16 protein-coding genes are annotated in these 19,057 nt (G+C 41.6%); 7 read left to right on the forward strand and 9 right to left on the reverse strand.

The features are described 5' to 3' along the window. The first annotated feature begins 92 nt into the window (after positions 1 to 92). Positions 93 to 821 (forward strand): hypothetical protein, encoded by a 729-nt coding sequence (locus AAEY88_RS05155; protein ID WP_350560019.1) that lies wholly within the window; start codon positions 93 to 95, stop codon positions 819 to 821. Between the two features lie 61 nt (positions 822 to 882). Next, positions 883 to 2,775: a monovalent cation:proton antiporter-2 (CPA2) family protein gene (locus AAEY88_RS05160; RefSeq protein ID WP_350560022.1), complete on the forward strand. Its 1,893-nt coding sequence runs from the start codon at positions 883 to 885 to the stop codon at positions 2,773 to 2,775. 100 nt (positions 2,776 to 2,875) lie between these two features. Here the strand turns inward: AAEY88_RS05160 and AAEY88_RS05165 are convergent, their stop codons facing one another. Then, the gene (locus AAEY88_RS05165; protein WP_350560025.1) at positions 2,876 to 3,805 is read right to left on the reverse strand and encodes a DUF2628 domain-containing protein; all 930 of its coding nucleotides are present in this window, start codon (positions 3,803 to 3,805) and stop codon (positions 2,876 to 2,878) included. Between the two features lie 416 nt (positions 3,806 to 4,221). Between AAEY88_RS05165 and trmB the strand changes: the two genes are divergently transcribed. The 3 genes from trmB to AAEY88_RS05180 all read left to right on the forward strand — a co-directional run bounded on the left by trmB (position 4,222) and on the right by AAEY88_RS05180 (position 8,671). After that, positions 4,222 to 4,965: a tRNA (guanosine(46)-N7)-methyltransferase TrmB gene (gene trmB / locus AAEY88_RS05170; protein WP_407074427.1), complete on the forward strand. Its 744-nt coding sequence runs from the start codon at positions 4,222 to 4,224 to the stop codon at positions 4,963 to 4,965. Positions 4,966 to 6,452: 1,487 nt separating this feature from the next. After that, entirely contained in the window at positions 6,453 to 7,529 is a 1,077-nt protein-coding gene (recA, locus tag AAEY88_RS05175; RefSeq protein ID WP_350560031.1) for a recombinase RecA, read from the forward strand. 41 nt (positions 7,530 to 7,570) lie between these two features. Further along, positions 7,571 to 8,671, forward strand: a complete 1,101-nt coding sequence (locus tag AAEY88_RS05180; protein ID WP_350560033.1) for a regulatory protein RecX — start codon at positions 7,571 to 7,573, stop codon at positions 8,669 to 8,671. A 49-nt stretch (positions 8,672 to 8,720) separates the two neighbouring features. Here the strand turns inward: AAEY88_RS05180 and AAEY88_RS05185 are convergent, their stop codons facing one another. The 7 genes from AAEY88_RS05185 to AAEY88_RS05215 all read right to left on the reverse strand — a co-directional run bounded on the left by AAEY88_RS05185 (position 8,721) and on the right by AAEY88_RS05215 (position 16,476). Then, complete coding sequence (locus AAEY88_RS05185) at positions 8,721 to 10,178, reverse strand: anion permease (protein WP_350560035.1); 1,458 nt, start codon at positions 10,176 to 10,178, stop codon at positions 8,721 to 8,723. A 331-nt stretch (positions 10,179 to 10,509) separates the two neighbouring features. Next, a complete protein-coding gene (locus AAEY88_RS05190) occupies positions 10,510 to 11,226 on the reverse strand; it encodes a YidB family protein (RefSeq protein ID WP_350560037.1) in 717 nt (238 codons plus the stop codon). Positions 11,227 to 11,506: 280 nt separating this feature from the next. Next, positions 11,507 to 11,956, reverse strand: a complete 450-nt coding sequence (locus tag AAEY88_RS05195) for a hypothetical protein (RefSeq protein WP_350560039.1) — start codon at positions 11,954 to 11,956, stop codon at positions 11,507 to 11,509. Positions 11,957 to 12,079: 123 nt separating this feature from the next. Continuing rightward, positions 12,080 to 12,373 carry a succinate dehydrogenase assembly factor 2 gene (locus tag AAEY88_RS05200; RefSeq protein ID WP_407074404.1) on the reverse strand — a complete coding sequence of 98 codons (294 nt, stop codon included), beginning with the start codon at positions 12,371 to 12,373 and terminating at the stop codon, positions 12,080 to 12,082. 72 nt (positions 12,374 to 12,445) lie between these two features. Further along, entirely contained in the window at positions 12,446 to 13,348 is a 903-nt protein-coding gene (gene folP, locus AAEY88_RS05205) for a dihydropteroate synthase (RefSeq protein WP_350560041.1), read from the reverse strand. Positions 13,349 to 13,544: 196 nt separating this feature from the next. Continuing rightward, positions 13,545 to 15,440, reverse strand: coding sequence for an ATP-dependent zinc metalloprotease FtsH (ftsH, locus tag AAEY88_RS05210; protein ID WP_350560043.1), 1,896 nt, complete (start codon positions 15,438 to 15,440; stop codon positions 13,545 to 13,547). A gap of 403 nt (positions 15,441 to 15,843) precedes the next feature. After that, a complete protein-coding gene (locus AAEY88_RS05215; RefSeq protein WP_350560045.1) occupies positions 15,844 to 16,476 on the reverse strand; it encodes an RlmE family RNA methyltransferase in 633 nt (210 codons plus the stop codon). Positions 16,477 to 16,975: 499 nt separating this feature from the next. Between AAEY88_RS05215 and AAEY88_RS05220 the strand changes: the two genes are divergently transcribed. Together AAEY88_RS05220 and AAEY88_RS05225 are read left to right on the forward strand one after the other, a co-directional pair. Further along, positions 16,976 to 17,287, forward strand: a complete 312-nt coding sequence (locus AAEY88_RS05220) for a YhbY family RNA-binding protein (protein WP_350560047.1) — start codon at positions 16,976 to 16,978, stop codon at positions 17,285 to 17,287. A gap of 148 nt (positions 17,288 to 17,435) precedes the next feature. Next, the gene (locus AAEY88_RS05225) at positions 17,436 to 18,209 is read left to right on the forward strand and encodes a hypothetical protein (RefSeq protein WP_350560049.1); all 774 of its coding nucleotides are present in this window, start codon (positions 17,436 to 17,438) and stop codon (positions 18,207 to 18,209) included. 114 nt (positions 18,210 to 18,323) lie between these two features. Here the strand turns inward: AAEY88_RS05225 and AAEY88_RS05230 are convergent, their stop codons facing one another. After that, positions 18,324 to 19,049 (reverse strand): CHAP domain-containing protein, encoded by a 726-nt coding sequence (locus tag AAEY88_RS05230; protein WP_350560051.1) that lies wholly within the window; start codon positions 19,047 to 19,049, stop codon positions 18,324 to 18,326. Between the last annotated feature and the right edge of the window lie 8 nt (positions 19,050 to 19,057).

A 19,057-nucleotide genomic window follows, 5' to 3' on the forward strand; every position in this document is an offset into this window, starting at 1 on the left:
AAATGGTAAAAAATTAACCTAATAGTTATATCACCCTTGTACTGCCTATATTTTTGAATTATTTATTACACGCCACCTGATGAAATTTTGCTATGTCTAGACGCTCAGCTCCATTTGTTGCTCCCAATTATAGTAGCAGCCCTATAGACGGTTATATTGATGACCCTGAATCAAAAGAGGGTAAAAAGCACGCCAAAATATTACTATCAACCTTGCAAGAAGACATTGCCAGCTTTCGTGACCAGCAGTTCCCGCCTGATATTTTACGCCAAGTCCGAGATATGCCTATCTATGCAGGTAACTTAGCAGAAGTCCAAGCCTATCAGTGCCAGTGGCAAAATCTAATTGAACGGGCGCTGGCTTTTTATCCTGCGGCCTACCTGCCACCCGATCATCTTCCCCTACCTGCCAGCCTTGAGATTCCGCAATTTATCTATCATGTTCAACGTTTACATTTGACTAAGACCCGTGCCAAAGAGTCTAAAAGTTTTGGCTCAGTTGGCGCGTTAACCGATAAATGTGGTGACTACAGCGCTCCAGAGCTTGAGCGCATGGCAACAGTATTTGATAATGATGATGAGGCGCGATTAGTCGCCCATAGGGATTTCATTGACTTACGAGCCTATGTTTTCTGTAGAGATCATAAAGGTGAGCTATTAGAGCCTGAACGCATCCGTTTTTATCGTACCGGCCTTATCGTTCACGCTTTACCTGATTTTAAAATTATCGATAGCCGGCAAACCCCAAGAAAGCGGCGTAATGATGCATATAGCAATCCGCTAGCAGACAATGGAGTCTGGAAGATTTATCGTAAAAAATAGCTTACTTTAATGACTTTTTTATTATTGTTGTACGGTTTATATTGATTGCTTAGGAGCTGATATGTTCGCTGCCGCCGCCGGCTCACCAAATTTAATGTTACAAGCCACTATTTTTTTGGGTGCCGCGCTGCTCTTTGTACCGCTGGGCAAACGTTTTGGTATTGCGACTGTTCTCGGCTATTTGATTACGGGACTAATTTTAGGACCAAGCGCTTTAGATGTGGCAGGCGACGCCGAAAGCTTACTTCACTTCTCTGAATTTGGGGTGGTGATGTTGCTATTTATCATTGGTCTTGAGCTCCAGCCCTCGCGCTTATGGGCGCTACGGCGCTCTATATTTATGCTAGGTGGTTTGCAAGTCGGACTTACCGGCATACTATTAATGGGAATTTTATATCAATTCTTCTCCCTACATTTAGATACCGCCTTTATTGTTGGCTTTGGCTTAGCGCTCTCCTCTACTGCCTTTGTACTGCAAATTCTCACTGAAAAGCAGCAGCTGTCCAGCACACATGGCCGCGAAGCGTTTACCATTTTACTATTTCAAGATATCGCTGTTATTCCACTACTGGCCGTCATTCCGTTTTTATCAGGAGTACGTGAACAAAGCTACGATCTGATTTACTTTGCCAAGGTTTTTGCAGTTTTTGCAGGTCTGATTTTTGCTAGTCGTTATGTTGTTCGGCCATTTTTTAAGTTTGTGGCATCCAGTGGTGCAACAGAGTTATTGACTGCTGTGGCCCTATTTATTGTGATGGGCGTGTCAATTTTGATGGGACAAATTGGCCTGTCTATGGCACTAGGCGCATTTTTGACTGGTGTGCTGCTTGCCGATTCCGAGTATCGCCATGAGCTAGAGGCCAGTATTGAACCCTTTAAAGGGCTACTTTTAGGGCTATTTTTTATGTCGGTTGGTATGCTTACCGATGTCAAACTTATCATGGCGCAGCCAATATTTATCATCAGTTGTGCGATCGCCTTAATGCTAATCAAGTTTGCGGTGATTACCGCTATTGCAAAAGTATCTGGCAATCGTTGGCCAACCAGTATCAGGCTTGGGGTCACCTTAGCTCAAGGCGGTGAGTTTGCCTTTGTCTTGTTCAGTGTGGCAACCGCCCAAAATGTACTCAACCCTGAACTGGCAAATACACTCAATCTTATCGTCACCATTTCTATGGCACTCACGCCACTGGCCTTCTTATTATTAGAGAAAATCGGTGAACCTTCATTTGCTAAGCGTAAAACCAGCCGCGAATACGATACCATTCCTGACCATGAGCATCCGGTCATTATTGCCGGTTTTGGGCGGGTCGGTCAGATCATTGGCCGCGTACTGCGAATGCATAATATTGAATTTACCGCCATTGAACGCTCAGCGAATCGAGTAGATTTCGTCCGTAAGTTCGGTAACCAAGTCTATTATGGCGACCCAAAAAACCCCGAAATTTTACGTGCAGCTGGTATCAGTAAAGCCCGCGTATTTATCATTGCCGTTGATGATTTAGAGCGTTCTATAACTACCGCTGAGTACCTCCGTAAAAACTACCCTAATTTAATTGTGCTGGCCCGTGCCCGGGATCGTCAGCATTACTATCGACTACGGGAAGTAGGCGTACGTCATATTTGGCGCGAAACCTATTTGTCATCTTTAGATATGTCACGCGAGTCACTACAGTTGCTCGGTATCTCACCTGAAAAAGCGCGCGAAACCATTCAAACATTTCGTGATTATGACGATGATTTACTTGAACGCCAACAAGCTATCTATGATGACGAGGCGCGAATGATTGAATCTGCGCAATCAGCAATGGCAGAGCTTGAAAGCTTGTTCGATGAAGATATCGATAAAGCACGGAAGATGGATTTAGATAATTTTTATACGGTGCTAAAAAACCAAGCCACTCCAGTGGAAGATGAGCCAGATGAGACTATAGCGACTGATCCTAAAACTTAATAGCTATCCAATAACTATCAAATAGCTTTAAAACTTGAATACAGCTAAACGCTCATTTTCTAGCCATGAGCATTTAGCCGTATTTAGTAAATAACAAAGCCTAATTGTCAATACAGTAAGCAGGCGCTTGTTTTTCGTTAAGCGAGCTCGTACAGCGCCAGCTATTATCATCAACATTATGATAAAACATCAACGTCTGATCATTAAGGTAGCGTATTGGAAACTTAACATTTTGAATGGTAGCCAATACCGCACAGTCTGCTTTAGGCGCACCAGCTGCTTGGGTAGCAATTTGGATACGCACCTGCTGCTCATCGATATTCAGTGTTAAATCAACAGGACATCGCCCAGTCTGCTGATAGAGTAATGCCACCTTATTTTGCGTGGTTTTGGCGATATCATAAGTATTAAATAGCACCTCATTCTCTTTTGGCTTAGCGATAATGGGTAAAAACTGTACATAAATTACCATCATCGCAAAAGCAAAGAACCCAAACCCTAATCCCAAGCCAAATAAACTGACCCCACCTTCACGTTTTAGATGGTCTTTTTGCGCCGCCTCATCGCGCGGATTATCATCAATCGCATCGGCAATCTCGCGCCGCGCCATCCGGTAGTAGTAAGCATCCGTCCAGCGCGCCACCATAAACGCCCAAAAAAACCAAATCACCGCTGCAATACCGACGCGCGTTGCCATTTGATAAGCGTCCGGAATGTATGACATTGCCGCGAACTCAAAAAACACCAGTGTCATCACAATGTTGAGCTGAATAAATGACCAGCCAGCAACGCTATATACCAACGCATCCATGTAGCGTTTACGATAAAGAAGCCAAGGAAAGGTGATAAAAAACGCTGCCCAATGCCACTTTGGTGATAGATATCCTTGCTTATCAAACTGCTCAAAACGCTTGAGATAATAGTTTTGTGTCCGATGTCCGATAAACCACTGGTCCAGCTGCTTACGCTTAGTGGGCGTCAGCTTTTCTTGATAAAACGGTGGTGGCGAATCCGTCTCGATAAATAACATGGCAGTAGGCTCTGTTGGCTATTAATAAATAGGCTATCGTAAATTAAATCAGCATCACTTATTATATGATAACGCTAAGACAGATGTACATGTTAACGAATGTTAGATATGATGCGTTTAGAGTAGATGACAATAGTTTTGCTTATTGATCGTTAATTCTCAACTTCTTATGAATGTTCAACACGCTCTAATAATACGCTAAAATATTGTACATTCACACTGGCACTCATTTGACTTATAATAAGCACATATTCGCCACTTTATTAAGCCCAATTAATCTTATGAGTCAATATCCTCACACCGATACCTGTATCAAAAATGACGCGCCCGCAGATGATAAGGTCAACCTTACTGACTGCCAAAATTTAAACTTGCCTAGCACTAGCAATGAGACAAGTGACCCTGAAGCCACTGAGATGGATACAGACACTGAGCTAAAGTCAGATCCTAGCAAACATATACGTATCGTCAATACCTTTATGAAGCGGCGTACGCACATGAATAAAAATGCTGAGCAAGCGCTGACTGATCCAGCATTTGCACAGTATTTGGTTAACAATAGCTGCGGTGATGGTAATCTTAACGATATTCATGATTTACGATCTTTATTTGTTACTACACCTAATGGGTTTGACGCGCCGCTTACATTAGAGATTGGCTTTGGGCTTGGTGACTCGCTGATTGAGATGGCAGCTGCTGATCCAGGACGTAACTTTATAGGTATTGAAGTCCATGAGCCCGGTATTGGCAAATGTGCTTACATGGCCGGCACTCAAAATCTGACCAATATTAAGATCATCAATGGCGATGCCATTCAACTGCTCAAACAACTACCAGAAAATCATATCGATCGTATTCAACTCTATTTTCCTGATCCTTGGCAAAAAAAGCGCCACTATAAGCGCCGCTTCGTTAACCCTGAACGTATGGCTATCGTCACTCGTAGTCTAAAAGTTGGCGGCTGGTTTCATACTGCAACAGACTGGGAACATTATGCTTTTTGGATGGTTGAGGTATTAGATGGTTTTGCAGGCTTAAGTAATCAAGCAGGTAGCGGTCATTTTATTCCGCGCCCCGACTTTCGTCCTATGACTAAGTTCGAACGCCGTGGATTAGACCGTGGGCATGGGGTATGGGATTTAATTTATACCAAAGAATAAAAACAAGAGTGTTGTTGATAGCATTTAAAACCAGCGGCTGCCCTATGCAGCCGTTTTTTTATTCAGTTACCGGTACTAATAACCTTATCTTCTGTAAAACATTATAGTGCGCTAATAAATAGCAAACTATAGTTTATCATTTTCAAATTATTTATATAGGCGCTTTTATAACAATAAAAATAAACGAGTATTTTAAAAGTTCGTGAACAACGGAATTAAGCGGATTTTATCAAACTGATATTAAATTATTATAAAGAAAACGACATCGTTCGCTTGGCTTGCTGTAGGGGCATATAACCAACACCCGATTTTCTTATGCTATTACTAAGATAGACCCTCTACTAAGATAGATCCACCCTCTTTTACCGTTTTACTTTTTTCATAGAATATCTTTAGCTATCACTAAAATTTTTGGACTTGTAGCTTGGTTGGTCTTTTTAGATGGGCTTTCCGGATTAATATTTTAATGAAGCAACACTATAATATGCCTTGCTATTTTTACTTATTATATTTATTAGTAATGGTGTTATGTTGGCCTTGCCTTATTTGCTTATATTTAGCTTCATTTGATAATGTAGTATTAATTTATCATAATGGTAATCGAGCAGATAAAGTGTGAAACATACTCAAATCAACCTTGTATGCCGACTAAGGACTCCTTTAAGAAAGACCAGACCAACCTTACGGCGCGCTTTGATAACGGTTACTCTAGGCGCGAACCTTTATAGTATAAGGGCTGTATGAGTTCTCCCCATAAGCTGTGGATAACTATGTGGATAAGTCGGTACTTGACACGTATTTGCCTTGGCAGCTTATAGGTTAAGGTAAAATTGGTTATTTTTTATACAACTTATAATATCATTAAAATCAATAACTTAGAAAGTATTTAGAATACAACCAATTTAATTTTAATTTTTTTTAATTAATTTTTAGCAATTTCTATGTTTCACGCGTTACCTAGAAAGCTGAATTATTTGTTGAGGACAGCTTAGAATCTTATTGACAAATGGCTCTAATAGTTGTTTCAAAATTATTGCAACAGGTGATAGTTATTTTAAGATTTTTATACTTATTACCCCTTTAATATAAACAATACCATACGACAATCACTGTCGCTTAGCGTGTACCAATCCCTGACGTTGCCTATAGTTTTTGGTATAATTACCTCATCCAATCAAACAGCTACCCGATGATTAATACGTTATAAATCTAGCGTTACGCTTACTCATTATGGACTTTTTTTACTTCTATTATTATTTATGTTTACGGTATAGTAAGATGATATGCTCAGTATGACTCTTTAGAACCTCTCCTTTACCACTTACCCTATAACTTTTCAAGACTGATTTCATCTGACAATTTAGGATGACTAGTATCGTAAATATACATTATTCAACATACGTTATTTAATATAAAAGTCACTATCCAATACACAAACCCCTATAGTTTACGTATCCAAATTACTTATTGATGACAAGGAATCCAGTATGGACGACAATCAAGCCAAAGCACTCAAAGCGGCGTTAGGTCAAATTGAAAAGCAATTTGGCAAAAACACTATTATGCATTTAGGTGATAATTCTACAGCATTAGATGTAGATGTGGTCTCAACCGGTTCGTTAGGATTAGATATTGCTCTGGGTATTGGTGGCCTGCCTAAAGGTCGTATCGTTGAGATTTATGGTCCTGAAAGCTCTGGTAAAACCACTATGACCCTACAAGCGATTGCAGAGTGTCAAAAACAAGGCGGCACTTGCGCCTTTATCGATGCTGAGCATGCACTAGACCCAGTCTACGCTCGAGCACTTGGGGTAAAGACTGATGACCTATTGGTCTCTCAGCCTGATAACGGCGAGCAAGCGCTTGAGATTACCGATATGTTGGTGCGTTCAGGCGCTATCGATATGATTGTGATTGACTCAGTTGCCGCTTTGACCCCGCGTGCCGAGATTGAAGGCGAGATGGGCGATTCGCATATGGGTCTACAAGCCCGCTTGATGAGCCAAGCCTTACGTAAAATCACCGGTAACGCTAAGCGCTCTAACTGTATGGTGGTATTTATTAACCAAATTCGTATGAAAATTGGCGTTATGTTTGGTAGCCCAGAAACCACCACTGGTGGTAATGCGCTTAAATTCTACGCCTCTATACGTATGGATATTCGCCGTATTGGTGCGGTCAAAAACGGTGATGAAATCATCGGTAACCAAACCCGGGTTAAAGTCATCAAAAATAAAATGGCACCGCCATTTCGTCAAGCTGAATTTGAAATCACTTATGGTGAAGGTACCAATCATTTAGCAGAAGTCATCGATTTAGGCGTTGAGATTGGCGCGGTGGGTAAAGCCGGCTCATGGTATAGCTACGGCGATGAAAAAATCGGTCAAGGTAAAGCCAATTCAGTAATATTTTTGAAAGAAAATCCTGCAATTGCTGAAGAAATTGAAGCCAAAATTCGCGCTGAAAAATTGGGGGTACCCAATGACAGTAAAGAACCAGATGCAGCTAAGACCAATAAAGAATTAAAAGCTGATAAAGAATTAGAGGCAGCACCGGTACAGTAACTGTTTACCATCTACCCTTTATTGACTATTGGCTGACTGTTATGAAGATTAAAACCTTAGCCGAAATCCTAGCCGAGTCAGATTCTGACTCGGCTAGCTCGTCTGAATTTAAACAAAAAAATGCCAAACGAAAAAAATACTCTAAAACAACTAACCATACAAATAAAACCCCTGCTGAATCAAACGCAGAATATCGAAATTCTAATCTAAACCAGTCTTCTAACAACGCTAATATTGATGATGCTTCTATTTATGAGTTTGTTTCTTCTCATGACTCTACTACTACCCTTTCCTCATCTAGATCCTCCACAAAAAAGTCCAAAAAACGCCAAAAACGCCAAAAACGCTTTCATCCTGCTTCAAAATTTACGGTTGAACCTAATGATGCACCTAGCTATCAGCATCCTAAAGCGCAAAGTATCAAACAGATGCTTGCGGAGGTAAAACGTGAGGGTCATGATGAGCATAATAATGAAAACGCTACTGATAGCGCTTTAAAAGTGAACCCTAACTCAGCAGCGGATACGACAAGTGAAGAAGTAGACAATCTTCCCTCTGCGCTTAAAGCTTATTTGCGTACTCCCGAACAGCGCCAAGCAGAAACAGACGCAATCAAAGCCGAGAGCCGTTTGCGTTGGTTGGCCTTTTATTATTTATCGCGGCGTGAATATGGCAAGGCGGAGCTCAAGCAGAAGCTACTTGATAAAGAGCAAGACCCCGACCAGATTGATATATTACTAGAGGAGTTTGACAGCAAAGGCTATCAAAGCGATTACCGTACCATCCTAATGCTGATCCGTGAAAGTATTCGTAAGGGTCGTGGCCGAGGTCGTATTAAGCAGGAGTTTTATCATAAAAAAATCGCCATGCCGGGCAATATCGATGAGCTGATTGATATGGCAAATGCAGAGTCCGATGAATTTAGCGAGTTTATTGATGACAGCAGCGATAGCTTAGTTGAGGGAGTTGATTGGCTTAAGCTAGCAGTGAGCGCACGTATCAAAAAATACGGTGATGACATACCTACTGAGCAAAAAGACAAAGCAAAACAGCTACGATTTTTACAATATCGCGGCTTTAATACTGATATTTGCTTTCAGGCGCTCCGCTATACTCTGGATAACTTAGATGAGCGCTTTTAGCGTATATTTTCAGAAATCGTTTAAAATTACTACCCATCATTAATGATTATTAATAATATCCGAGCAGCTTCCACCAAATCAGTCCTGCGCCAATCCAAACTACCAGATTGACCACACTCATTATCGCCCCAATACCCCACCATTCCCCTAACGTCACATAGCCTGAGTTAAAGATAACCGGTGCGGTACCGGTTGCATAATGAGTCAAGGTCATCATGATATTACCTGCTGCTGCAAGTATCAGCGCATACAACATTGGCGGTGCACCTAGGGTTAATCCTACGGCATAAAAAGCGGCAAACAACGCAGTGATGTGAGCAGTGGTACTGGCGAAAAAGTAATGGATATATAAATAGACTAAGGTCAAAATTGCTACTGCGCCCATCCAACCGACACCCGTCATACCAATCATGGTTTCAATGTTACCTGAGAACCAACTGATTAAACCCAATTTGTTGAGATACGACGCCATCATAATCAGCGCACCGAACCAAATGATGGTATCCCATGCCGATTTTTCTTTGAGTATGTCATCCCAAGTCAGCACACCCGTTAATATCAACGTCGTCAAGCCAATAAAGGCGGTCGTAGTAGCATCCACACTGAATTGCGCACCAAAGATAAGCGCCGGAATATTTGCCCATAAGAGCAACATAAGGGCAAAGACACCGAGCATGATTTTTTCTTGAGTACTGACATGACCCATTTCTGCCAAGTTGTCTTTAGCAAATTTTTTGGCATCGGGCGTCGCTTTTACTTCAGGCGGATAAATCAGATAAATAACCAATGGCATTAATACTAAGCACAGTATTCCTGGTAGAAACATCGCCACTGCCCACGTCGTCCATGACAGTTGGAGATCGCCACCGGTTGCCTTATTAACCAGATCGACCACTAATGGATTGGGTGCGGTAGCAGTAATAAACATGCCTGAGGTAATCGGATTGGCGTGATAGTTGACCATTGCCAAATAGCGACCAATCTTTTTTTCTGTCCCTTCTTCTGGCGTTGAGTGAAAGCTTTGGGCAATGGATTTCATAATAGGGTGAATAATACCACCACCTCGGGCGGTATTAGAAGGGGTAATAGGCGCAATTATCAGCTCTGCAGCTGTCAATGAATAAGCAACGCCAATAGTTTTTTTACCGAAGATAGAAATAAAATAATAAGCAATACGCCGACCTAAACCGGTTTTTATTAAACCGCGTGAGATCATGACTGCAATACCAATCAACCAAATTAAAGGACTAGAATAGCTTGATAGCGCATCCCTAATGGCTTCTTGTGGGCTCTCGTTAGTCACTCCTGTAACTGCTACCAATGTCACTGCAATAATTGCAATGGCACCAATCGGTAAGACTTTAGCGATGATGGCCACAATGGTTGCGATAAACAATGCCAACATATGCCACGCGTTGGGCGTGACGCCATCAGGAACAGGAATGACAAACCAAATAATCAAACCAACTAACACTGCAATTGCAGCAGGAATAAGCTTAAATGGCATGAGTGTTACCCCTTGTAAAACTTCCATATTACAGAATAAAAATATTATTAAGGTGAAAGCAGTTATGAAGTAATATTAAATTAATTATATAGTCATCATATAATGATTATTATTATTATTCTCTAACGTTCACCATTTTTAACAAATTATCTAGGTGAAATGATTTTTGATCGAAAAGAATATTGGTAATCATTATTTCTAATAATATTACAACACTAGCTATAATGCATGGTGGTCATAATATATAGAGCATAAAAAAAGCACGTCATTAAACGTGCTTTTTTTATAAAATAATTGAATTTAAATTATATATTGTTCAAGTTAGACTTGTTTATTGTAGGGTACCTAAACGGCTAGATAATTGGCTTATAATTTGATCAATTTCTTGATTGGCCTCTGTTTCATTGTCTAAGTTACCATGAGGAGTCAACTGATTCATCACCTCAGGCAATAATTCAGCCAGTCCTTGACGCACTTCCATATCGTTAGCACCAGTGTTCGCTGCTACTTGTTGAATTTCATTTTCATCAAACAGACGGTTAACCTCGTTGGGATTAAGATTATCATTTAATTCATGATTGCTCATCCAAGAGCGTGCCTGATTGTCGTAGCCCATATCGGTTATTTTTGATAGCGCGCCGCTCAGGCCCCCATTACGCTGAATCCAGCTCAGTACCATTGGCATTAGTGCAGCGACTAGCATGCCTTTGCCGCCAAAGCCGCTGCTATTACGCTGACCACCCAATACGCTCCCTAAAATATCACCCAATCCACCAGAGCCCGTACTAGCATTACCCTGCTTATTACCACCCACTAGACCACCTAAGATATCATCTAAACCAAAACCATTATCTGGCTGACGATCATATTGCTGTGGATTATAATCGCGTGGTTGATTGCGGCTTCCGGTCAAAACTCCCCCTAAAATATCACCAAGGCCACCAGTACGCCGAGGGGTGATACGCTGATTAATAGGATTACTCTGGGCGTCTTCTGGATCAATGGCACTACGAGCGACTTGTGACACTAAATTCCCTAATAAGCTCATAATATTGTCCTTTTATTATTGATTGGATATCGTATATTGTTAAGTAAAATCACGTAAATGGTTCAAAATTATTGTTAGAATCATTATCAATCAATAGCAAATATAGCAAATCTTCTTCATCGTCTAGATAGGTGTTTTGTTATAGGATGTAGGACTTCGTTAGCAGATATGAGGTAGCGTTGATGCTAATAATAAATGCTAACAGTAATACGTAAGTAGCTAGTAATTAACATTGACTAAGGAGAGGTTAATTACTCTTGACTAAGTAAATATGGTCTACCTAAGTTGTCGTTGACGGGATGACATTGGCTAAAATATTTAGCTCGCGCCACTGCTCAATACTCACTTGATCACGAAATACAGTTACTGATAAAGAACGCTGATAAGGCTCAATAATCATAAACTCAAAATGAATGAATAAATGATAACGATGTACTTTGACTAAATCAGCTTGCCACAATGTATCACCGCGACTGGTTCGCATCAGTAATTGCCAATGTTGATCTATACGCTGGTTAAGAGGCGGCTGGCTTAAATGCAGCAGTAGTGGACGACACAATGCTAGGGAGATCATTACCGCTGTGCTTACCACTAGTATCAACACATATTGCCATAGTAATAGATAAGCAAGCCACGCCAGTATTACTATGACACCAGCTAAGCTGATATATAACAGCATGCATAAATGACTGGTCGACTTAATAGGGCTATCGATACGTAGCGACTTCATCTGTGGGATATCTCTATCAATGCAATATATATGGATAATATAAAGTACAAAAGTATAAGGGGCAAAAATATAGACAGACAATCCACATTATTTAATAGTTTAGAACGACCAGCCAGATGACTGTTAAAGATCTTTACCATGACGCCACGTCTTAATCTTATTAACCAATGTCCAAATGGCATCATCTTCTGGTTTATTCTGGTTGGTAAAATAATCTAATAAATCCGGATCCTCATGAGTAAGCATCTGTGCAAAGGTTTCTTGCTCGGCAGGTGCTGCGGTCAAATATAGCTCTTTTACATAAGGGTCGATATAAAAATCTAACTCTTTAAGGCCGCGGCGGGCTTGATAAATAATGCGGCGCTGCTCATTAGTTGGTTCAGGCTGATTTTGAGTATCTGAGGGGGTCATTGACATAAGAGTAGTCTCATTATTTAGAAGTAGAGTTATATTTAAAAGGCAACCTCACCGGTATAGTAAGCGTAGTTGCTAAGACTGGTATTGATTATAGGCAGACAATTGGCTCCACAATGCCACCGCTTGCTGCATCATCGCTACATTATGGGTGCGGATAATACAGGCGCCTTGCTGCAGCGCAAAAAGTGCTGCCGCAGTGCCAGCAGGATCTCGCTCTAACGCTTGGGTCTCCGCAACTGTTATAACGCCGCTTTTGGTGAGCACTTCTGCCAAAAATCGCTTACGTGAGATACCGAACATTACTGGCAGACCAAGCGCTTGTAAGCGACTAAGCTGGGTTAATAGTGCGCAGTGATGCTCATAATTCTTAGCAAAGCCAAATCCAGGGTCAATAATTATCTTATCATGCTTGACACCAAGGCTCATCACTTCAGTAACGCGAGTAGCGAGCTCAGCGCTAACCTCGCTCACTACATCATCATATTGCGCCAGATTATTCATCGTGGTCGGCTCACCGCGCATATGCATGAGCATTACCGGGATATCAAGTGCCCCCGCCATCGCTGCTGCACCCTTACGTTTGAGCGCACGGACATCATTCCAAATATCAGCGCCTGCTTCAAATGCGGCTTGCATGACCATAGGATTGCTAGTATCGATAGACAACCAAAGCGCAGTGCCACACTGTTGCCGAATTGCTTTGACTACCGGTACAACACGCTGTATCTCTTCACTGGTAGCAACAGCTTCAGCATTTGGACGCGTAGACTCACCGCCAATATCTATGATAGATGCACCCGCCTCTAACATCTGCTGACAGTGCGCAACGGCTTTCTCCACGGCATTAAATTGACCACCGTCAGAAAATGAGTCTGGAGTCACATTTAAAATACCCATAATTTGTGGCTTAGACAAATCTAGGACTTTATCGCGGCTAGACACAGTGTAAATAGGTAGAGGGTGAAACAAGGACATAACTTATCCATTTTGTTTAAAAATTTTAGTTGAGCTGTATTTTTATAGCATTATAAATCAATATAAAACGTCGTCTTAGCTCATCATATCAGTAAATCTTACCCTGTCCTAAACTTATGCCATCCTAAAATAACGACAATAAAAAAGCCCTTTATCAAAAAGGGCTTCTATACTCAATGCTAACTGACTATTGGCTTTACATCGCTGGTAAGGGTGGTGGTATTGAACCCGTGGTTTTCATATCATCTTTCGATAAATTTACTTCGGTTCCTTGATAAACCTTAGGTGGACGCGGTGCTTCACCGGCTAAGATATCTTGCAGCTGGTCACGGTCGATGGTTTCCCACTTCATTAAGGCATCAACCATAGCATGCATCTTATCTTGATTGCCTTCAATCAATTCACGAGCGATGTCATACTGCTCCTCTAGCATCCGTCGTACTTCTTCATCGACTTTTTGCTGGGTGGCTTCTGAGATGGTGCGGGTGCCCCCACCAAAGTAACCTTGCGAGCTGTCATCGTCTTCGTACACCATGATCCCAAGCGCATCAGACATGCCATACTTAGTAACCATTGCACGGGCCATTTTAGTCGCACGTTCAAAGTCATTAGAAGCACCCGTTGATTGCTGATGAATAAATACTTCTTCAGCAATACGGCCACCAAATAATATAGCAATGTCACTCAGCATCTTTGTTTTATAAAGACTGGTCTGATCATGCTCAGGCAACTGCCAAGTGACCCCAAGAGCAAATCCGCGTGGCATGATAGTAACTTTGTGCACAGGATCAGTACCTGGTAGCAGTTCAGCGACTAAAGCATGACCAGATTCATGATAAGCAGTAGCACGACGTTCTTCTTCACGTATCACCATTGATTTACGTTCAGGACCCATGTATAGCTTATCTTTGGCGTCTTCAAAGTCGTTCATATCGACGCTTCTCTTGTTACGACGAGCGGCAAATAGTGCGGCTTCGTTAACAAGGTTAGCCAATTGCGCGCCACTAAATCCAGGCGTGCCACGAGCAAGTGCATGAGCATCAACACCAATCGTATTCGGTAATTTTCTCAAATGTACTTTTAAGATTTGTTCGCGGCCTTTGATATCTGGCAAGCCTACTTGTACTTGACGGTCAAAACGACCCGGGCGTAGTAGTGCTTTATCAAGGACATCAGCACGGTTAGTAGCAGCAATAACAATAACGCCTTCATTACCTTCAAACCCATCCATTTCGACCAGCAATTGGTTAAGCGTCTGTTCACGCTCATCATTACCACCGCCCATACCAGAACCACGATGACGACCGACTGCATCAATCTCATCAATGAAGATGATACAAGGGGCGCTTTTCTTTGCTTGCTCGAACATATCGCGTACCCGTGAGGCACCAACACCGACGAACATCTCAACAAAGTCAGAACCTGAGATTGAGAAAAATGGTACTTTAGCTTCACCAGCAATGGCTCTTGCTAATAGCGTTTTACCGGTACCTGGTGGGCCAACCATTAAGATACCACGTGGAATAGTCGCGCCAAGCTTAGTAAACCTATCTGGATCACGTAAGAATTCCACAACTTCAACAACTTCTTCTTTGGCCTCTTCACAGCCCGCAACGTCTTCAAAGTTTACTTTGATTTGATCTTCGGTGAGCATTTTGGCTTTTGATTTGCCAAAGCTCATCGGACCGCCCCCTTTACCACCAGCGCCGCCTTGCATATTGCGCATAAAGAACAGGAATAGACCAATAATCAGTAGGATTGGGAAGCTGGCTATCAGCAACTGCATCAACACGCTTTGGCGTTTAGGCGCAGTCCCTTCGATATCGACTTTGTTCTCACGTAGGAGTGGCATCAGCTGCTCATCGGACACCGCAGGTCTAATAGTCTCAAACGCTGAGCCATTTTTCTTCTCGCCGGTGATCTGCTCGCCGTCAATTTCAACACTGGCTACCTGACTTTCTGACACAGCGGTCACAAATTCAGAATAGTTAAGGCTATCCGGCTCTGTAGATTGATCAAAGCCGCTAAACACCAGCACCAAAACGCCGATTACCACCAGCCACAATAAGGTATTTTTTACCATGTCGCTCACTAGTTATTCCCATCCCTTACTTATTGGTGTGTTTACTAAACACGTGACGCCTATAAACGCATTAATCATTATCGACAGTCCATTCACATTTAGAATCTCGAACTTAACTTACCGGCAACTTAAATTATTAGTTGGATAAAAGCAATGGCTCTCATCAGGTTAGTAAAAGTACAAATCAATAGTAAATAGCTGCAGTTATGAGTGGTTTATGGTCAGACGACTTTGCTTAAAGATATGCTTAAAACAAAGCTTATAGATCGTTATATGTGGTTTTAACTTATATAATTCAAGCAAAATCTGCATTTATTCAGTTAACTATTGTAGCGATTTTTATGCTGTTATTAGCAAACTTTATACTATCATTAACCAGCATATTATTACTACAACCTATTGAATATATGGGCTATTTAATAGCAATCCAAAACATCTCTTTTGAGCGTGGCCGTGAGGCGTCTGGTTTGATACTACGCACTTTACTAAATTTTGGCTGCATTTGCTTGCGTAACTCCTGTGATCCCTCACCTTGAAACACTTTCATAATAAGTGCGCCACCTTCTGGCAAGGTTTCTAAGGCGAAATCTATAGCAAGCTCACATAAGTACATCATGCGTGGCTGATCGACAGCGCTGTTACCCGCAGTATTAGGTGCCATATCTGATAACACCACATCTACCTGCCTATCGCCAACCGCTGCCATGATGCTATTGAAGATTTCAGCTTCGCGAAAATCACCTTGAATAAAAGTGACGTTTTCTAATTTATCCATAGGTAGGATATCCGAGGCGATCAAGGAACCATTCTCGCCTACTAGCCTGCCAGCTACTTGTGACCAGCTTCCGGGGGCACTTCCTAAATCTACTACGGTCATACCTTTACTAATAAGATTGGTTTTTTCATTTATCTCAAGCAATTTATAGGCAGCGCGCGCGCGGTATCCCTCTTTTTGAGCCTTTTTTACATAGTGATCGTCAATATGCTCTTTCATCCAAACACGGCTGCTTTTTGACAACTTTTTATTCTCAATACGCGTGGCCAAATTTTCTGCTCCTGTTACTTTGCAAAGCGTTAATACTCTACTACTTAATTTTCATGTTATTTATTAACAAATTTAGCTAATTTTTCATTCTTTTAAACTTTGTTTATATAAACGCTGTTTATTTGAAGGCGAGGGATGTCGCTTCCTTATTAAATTGTTATGATGCCCATCTGCCTGTTTTATCTCTGATTTACTATACCAATTTCAATCAGCGATCTATAGGCTCTACGCTCAAGTGCTAATGATTTAGCAGCTTTATATGCCAGTAGCGTCTATAATGCACCAAGATACTCAGTTTAACATTTTCATCACGTAAAATCGTGCAAAATCCTGCTGATTTCATGCAAGATGGCTATAGATTATTTATAATAGAGATTAACTTTTTTAATAATACCCTTTTTTATTTTTTTACTTTTTAATAGTCGCTATTGTAGTCTTTGCTATTATGACGGCTTTCTTTTAAGTCCAGATTTTATATTTACTAACGCTTAGGAATTTTATGGAACTCGATAACGCTACGATTAAACGCCTAAAAGGTATCGGTCATGAGCTGAAACCTGTGGTCATGATTGGCAATAATGGTATCACCCCTGCTATCAGCGAAGAGATCGACCGTGCTTTAACCGATCACGAATTAATCAAAGTGAAACTGCCTGCGGGTAGCAAGCATGATCGTGATGTGGTTTGCACTGAGCTTGCAGCAAATGCAAATGCGTATCTTATTCATACTATCGGCCGTATGGCTTTATTACTACGTCAAAACCCCAATGCCAATCCAAAATTGTCTAATTTAGTGCGTCACGCTCAATAAGTGCTATTGAATAAATGACCCTAGATAGAAGAATAACGGTTACCTCTACAAAAGCTGCGCGGCATAATTGCTCGCAGCTTTTATGTTATCTAGCCTTTAATACGCCTTTATACTTCTTATTAATAAACTCTTTTAAGTTATCCCCATTATGAGTCAGATTTTTAATCTACAATTAGCGACTGGTAGCTTACGGTCTGATGCGCAACAGCTTGGCGTATCTTGTGAGCAGCTGCAACAAATCCGCGTTGAAGTCAGCGCTACAATCACCCAGCAAACCGAACCACAGTTATGGCTAACGTATCAAATCCAGCTGCAACACCCCTCTTTAGCCGCACAATTAAATTGGCCAACATGGGATCAAGCACGGGTCAATTTTACCGACTATTTATGGGAACAAACTTGTTTGGAGTGTTTTATAAGTGATGGCTCTATGAGCACTGATGAATCGACTGCTTATGTCGAGGTTAATGCTAGCCCCGGTGGGTGTTATGCACTCTATCACTTTAAAGGTTATCGTACCCCATCAACCCTACCGCCAACGCCTTTATTAAAAGCAGATGGAAAACTACCTGCTCATATCAACTGGGCTAAAAACCTATCAAGAACTGAAAGCCACACTTCCTCTATCTTAGAATCGCTGCTCTCTCACTCAATCGTGCCACCTTATTATTATGAACGCAGCTTTGGTATCCCTCTAAATCAACTTCCCTCTAATTTATTAGCCAGTAGCAACAATAACAACAGCAGCGGTAAAGCTTCAAATAACATTCCTATTAAACAACTTCACCCTTGCGTAATCTTAAAATTTAGCAAGGTTTTCTTATATTTTGCGCCCATCCACGCTTCTCCACCTGATTTTCATCAACGTCGCTATTGGACACGTTTTGAGTATCCAGTAGCACTCAACAATCAGTCATCTTGATGCCTAGCGGTTACTCTCAAAAAAATCGAAAAAAAACTCAGCAATGATATCAAGATCATTACTGAGTGAGGAGAAAACGGTAAATCCAATATTTAAGGGTCGCTTTGTTGGATCTTATTTGTCAGCCATAGCAAGGTAAATACCACGATTCGACGCATCATCAACGTATTGCGAATCACGCCATGTGGTATAGGCATGGACACCACTGTAAGGGCTGATGCCATTTTGACGGAAATCAGAAACCCAGTCAGCACCATCGAATATTTGGATATGGCCGTGTGGACGACTTGAGCTACGATCATAGACGATAACATCACCAACTTGGGTCGGCATATCATTGCTGATTTTACTAAAACCTGCATTGGCAAGAGTACCGCGCGTGGCATATTGATACGCTGACGGATTAGGCGTAAATTCGTAGCCTGCAGATTGTAGCGCTTTACGCACATAACGAGCACAGTATCCAGAGCTGTTAGATAGAGCGACTTGTGATGCCCGAGCCGCTGCAATAGCAGGGGCTGAGTTACGATCTGGAGCTGAGCTGGCTTGTTGCTGACGCTCATAAGATAAACGGCTGGTTAGTGATGCCAGCTGATATTCTTTTTGCTTAGCGTGCGCGCTTAGGTTATCGATAGCCCGACTGATTTCGTCATTGCTGGACACATGCGCGCCACTATTGGTGCTATAGATATTTCTTGTAGAACCATAGTTTGTAGAAGCAGAGATATTGGTGATGGTATGAGTCAAGGTATTATTTGATTGAAAGGTCGTTTCGGCAGCACCACTCGTTTGTACTACGCCCATTCCCAGTACTGACAAAATTAATAAAGCCTGTTTCATAAATTTAC

The sequence above is a fragment of the Psychrobacter sp. CAL346-MNA-CIBAN-0220 genome, from assembly GCF_040309805.1.
GTDB lineage: Bacteria > Pseudomonadota > Gammaproteobacteria > Pseudomonadales > Moraxellaceae > Psychrobacter.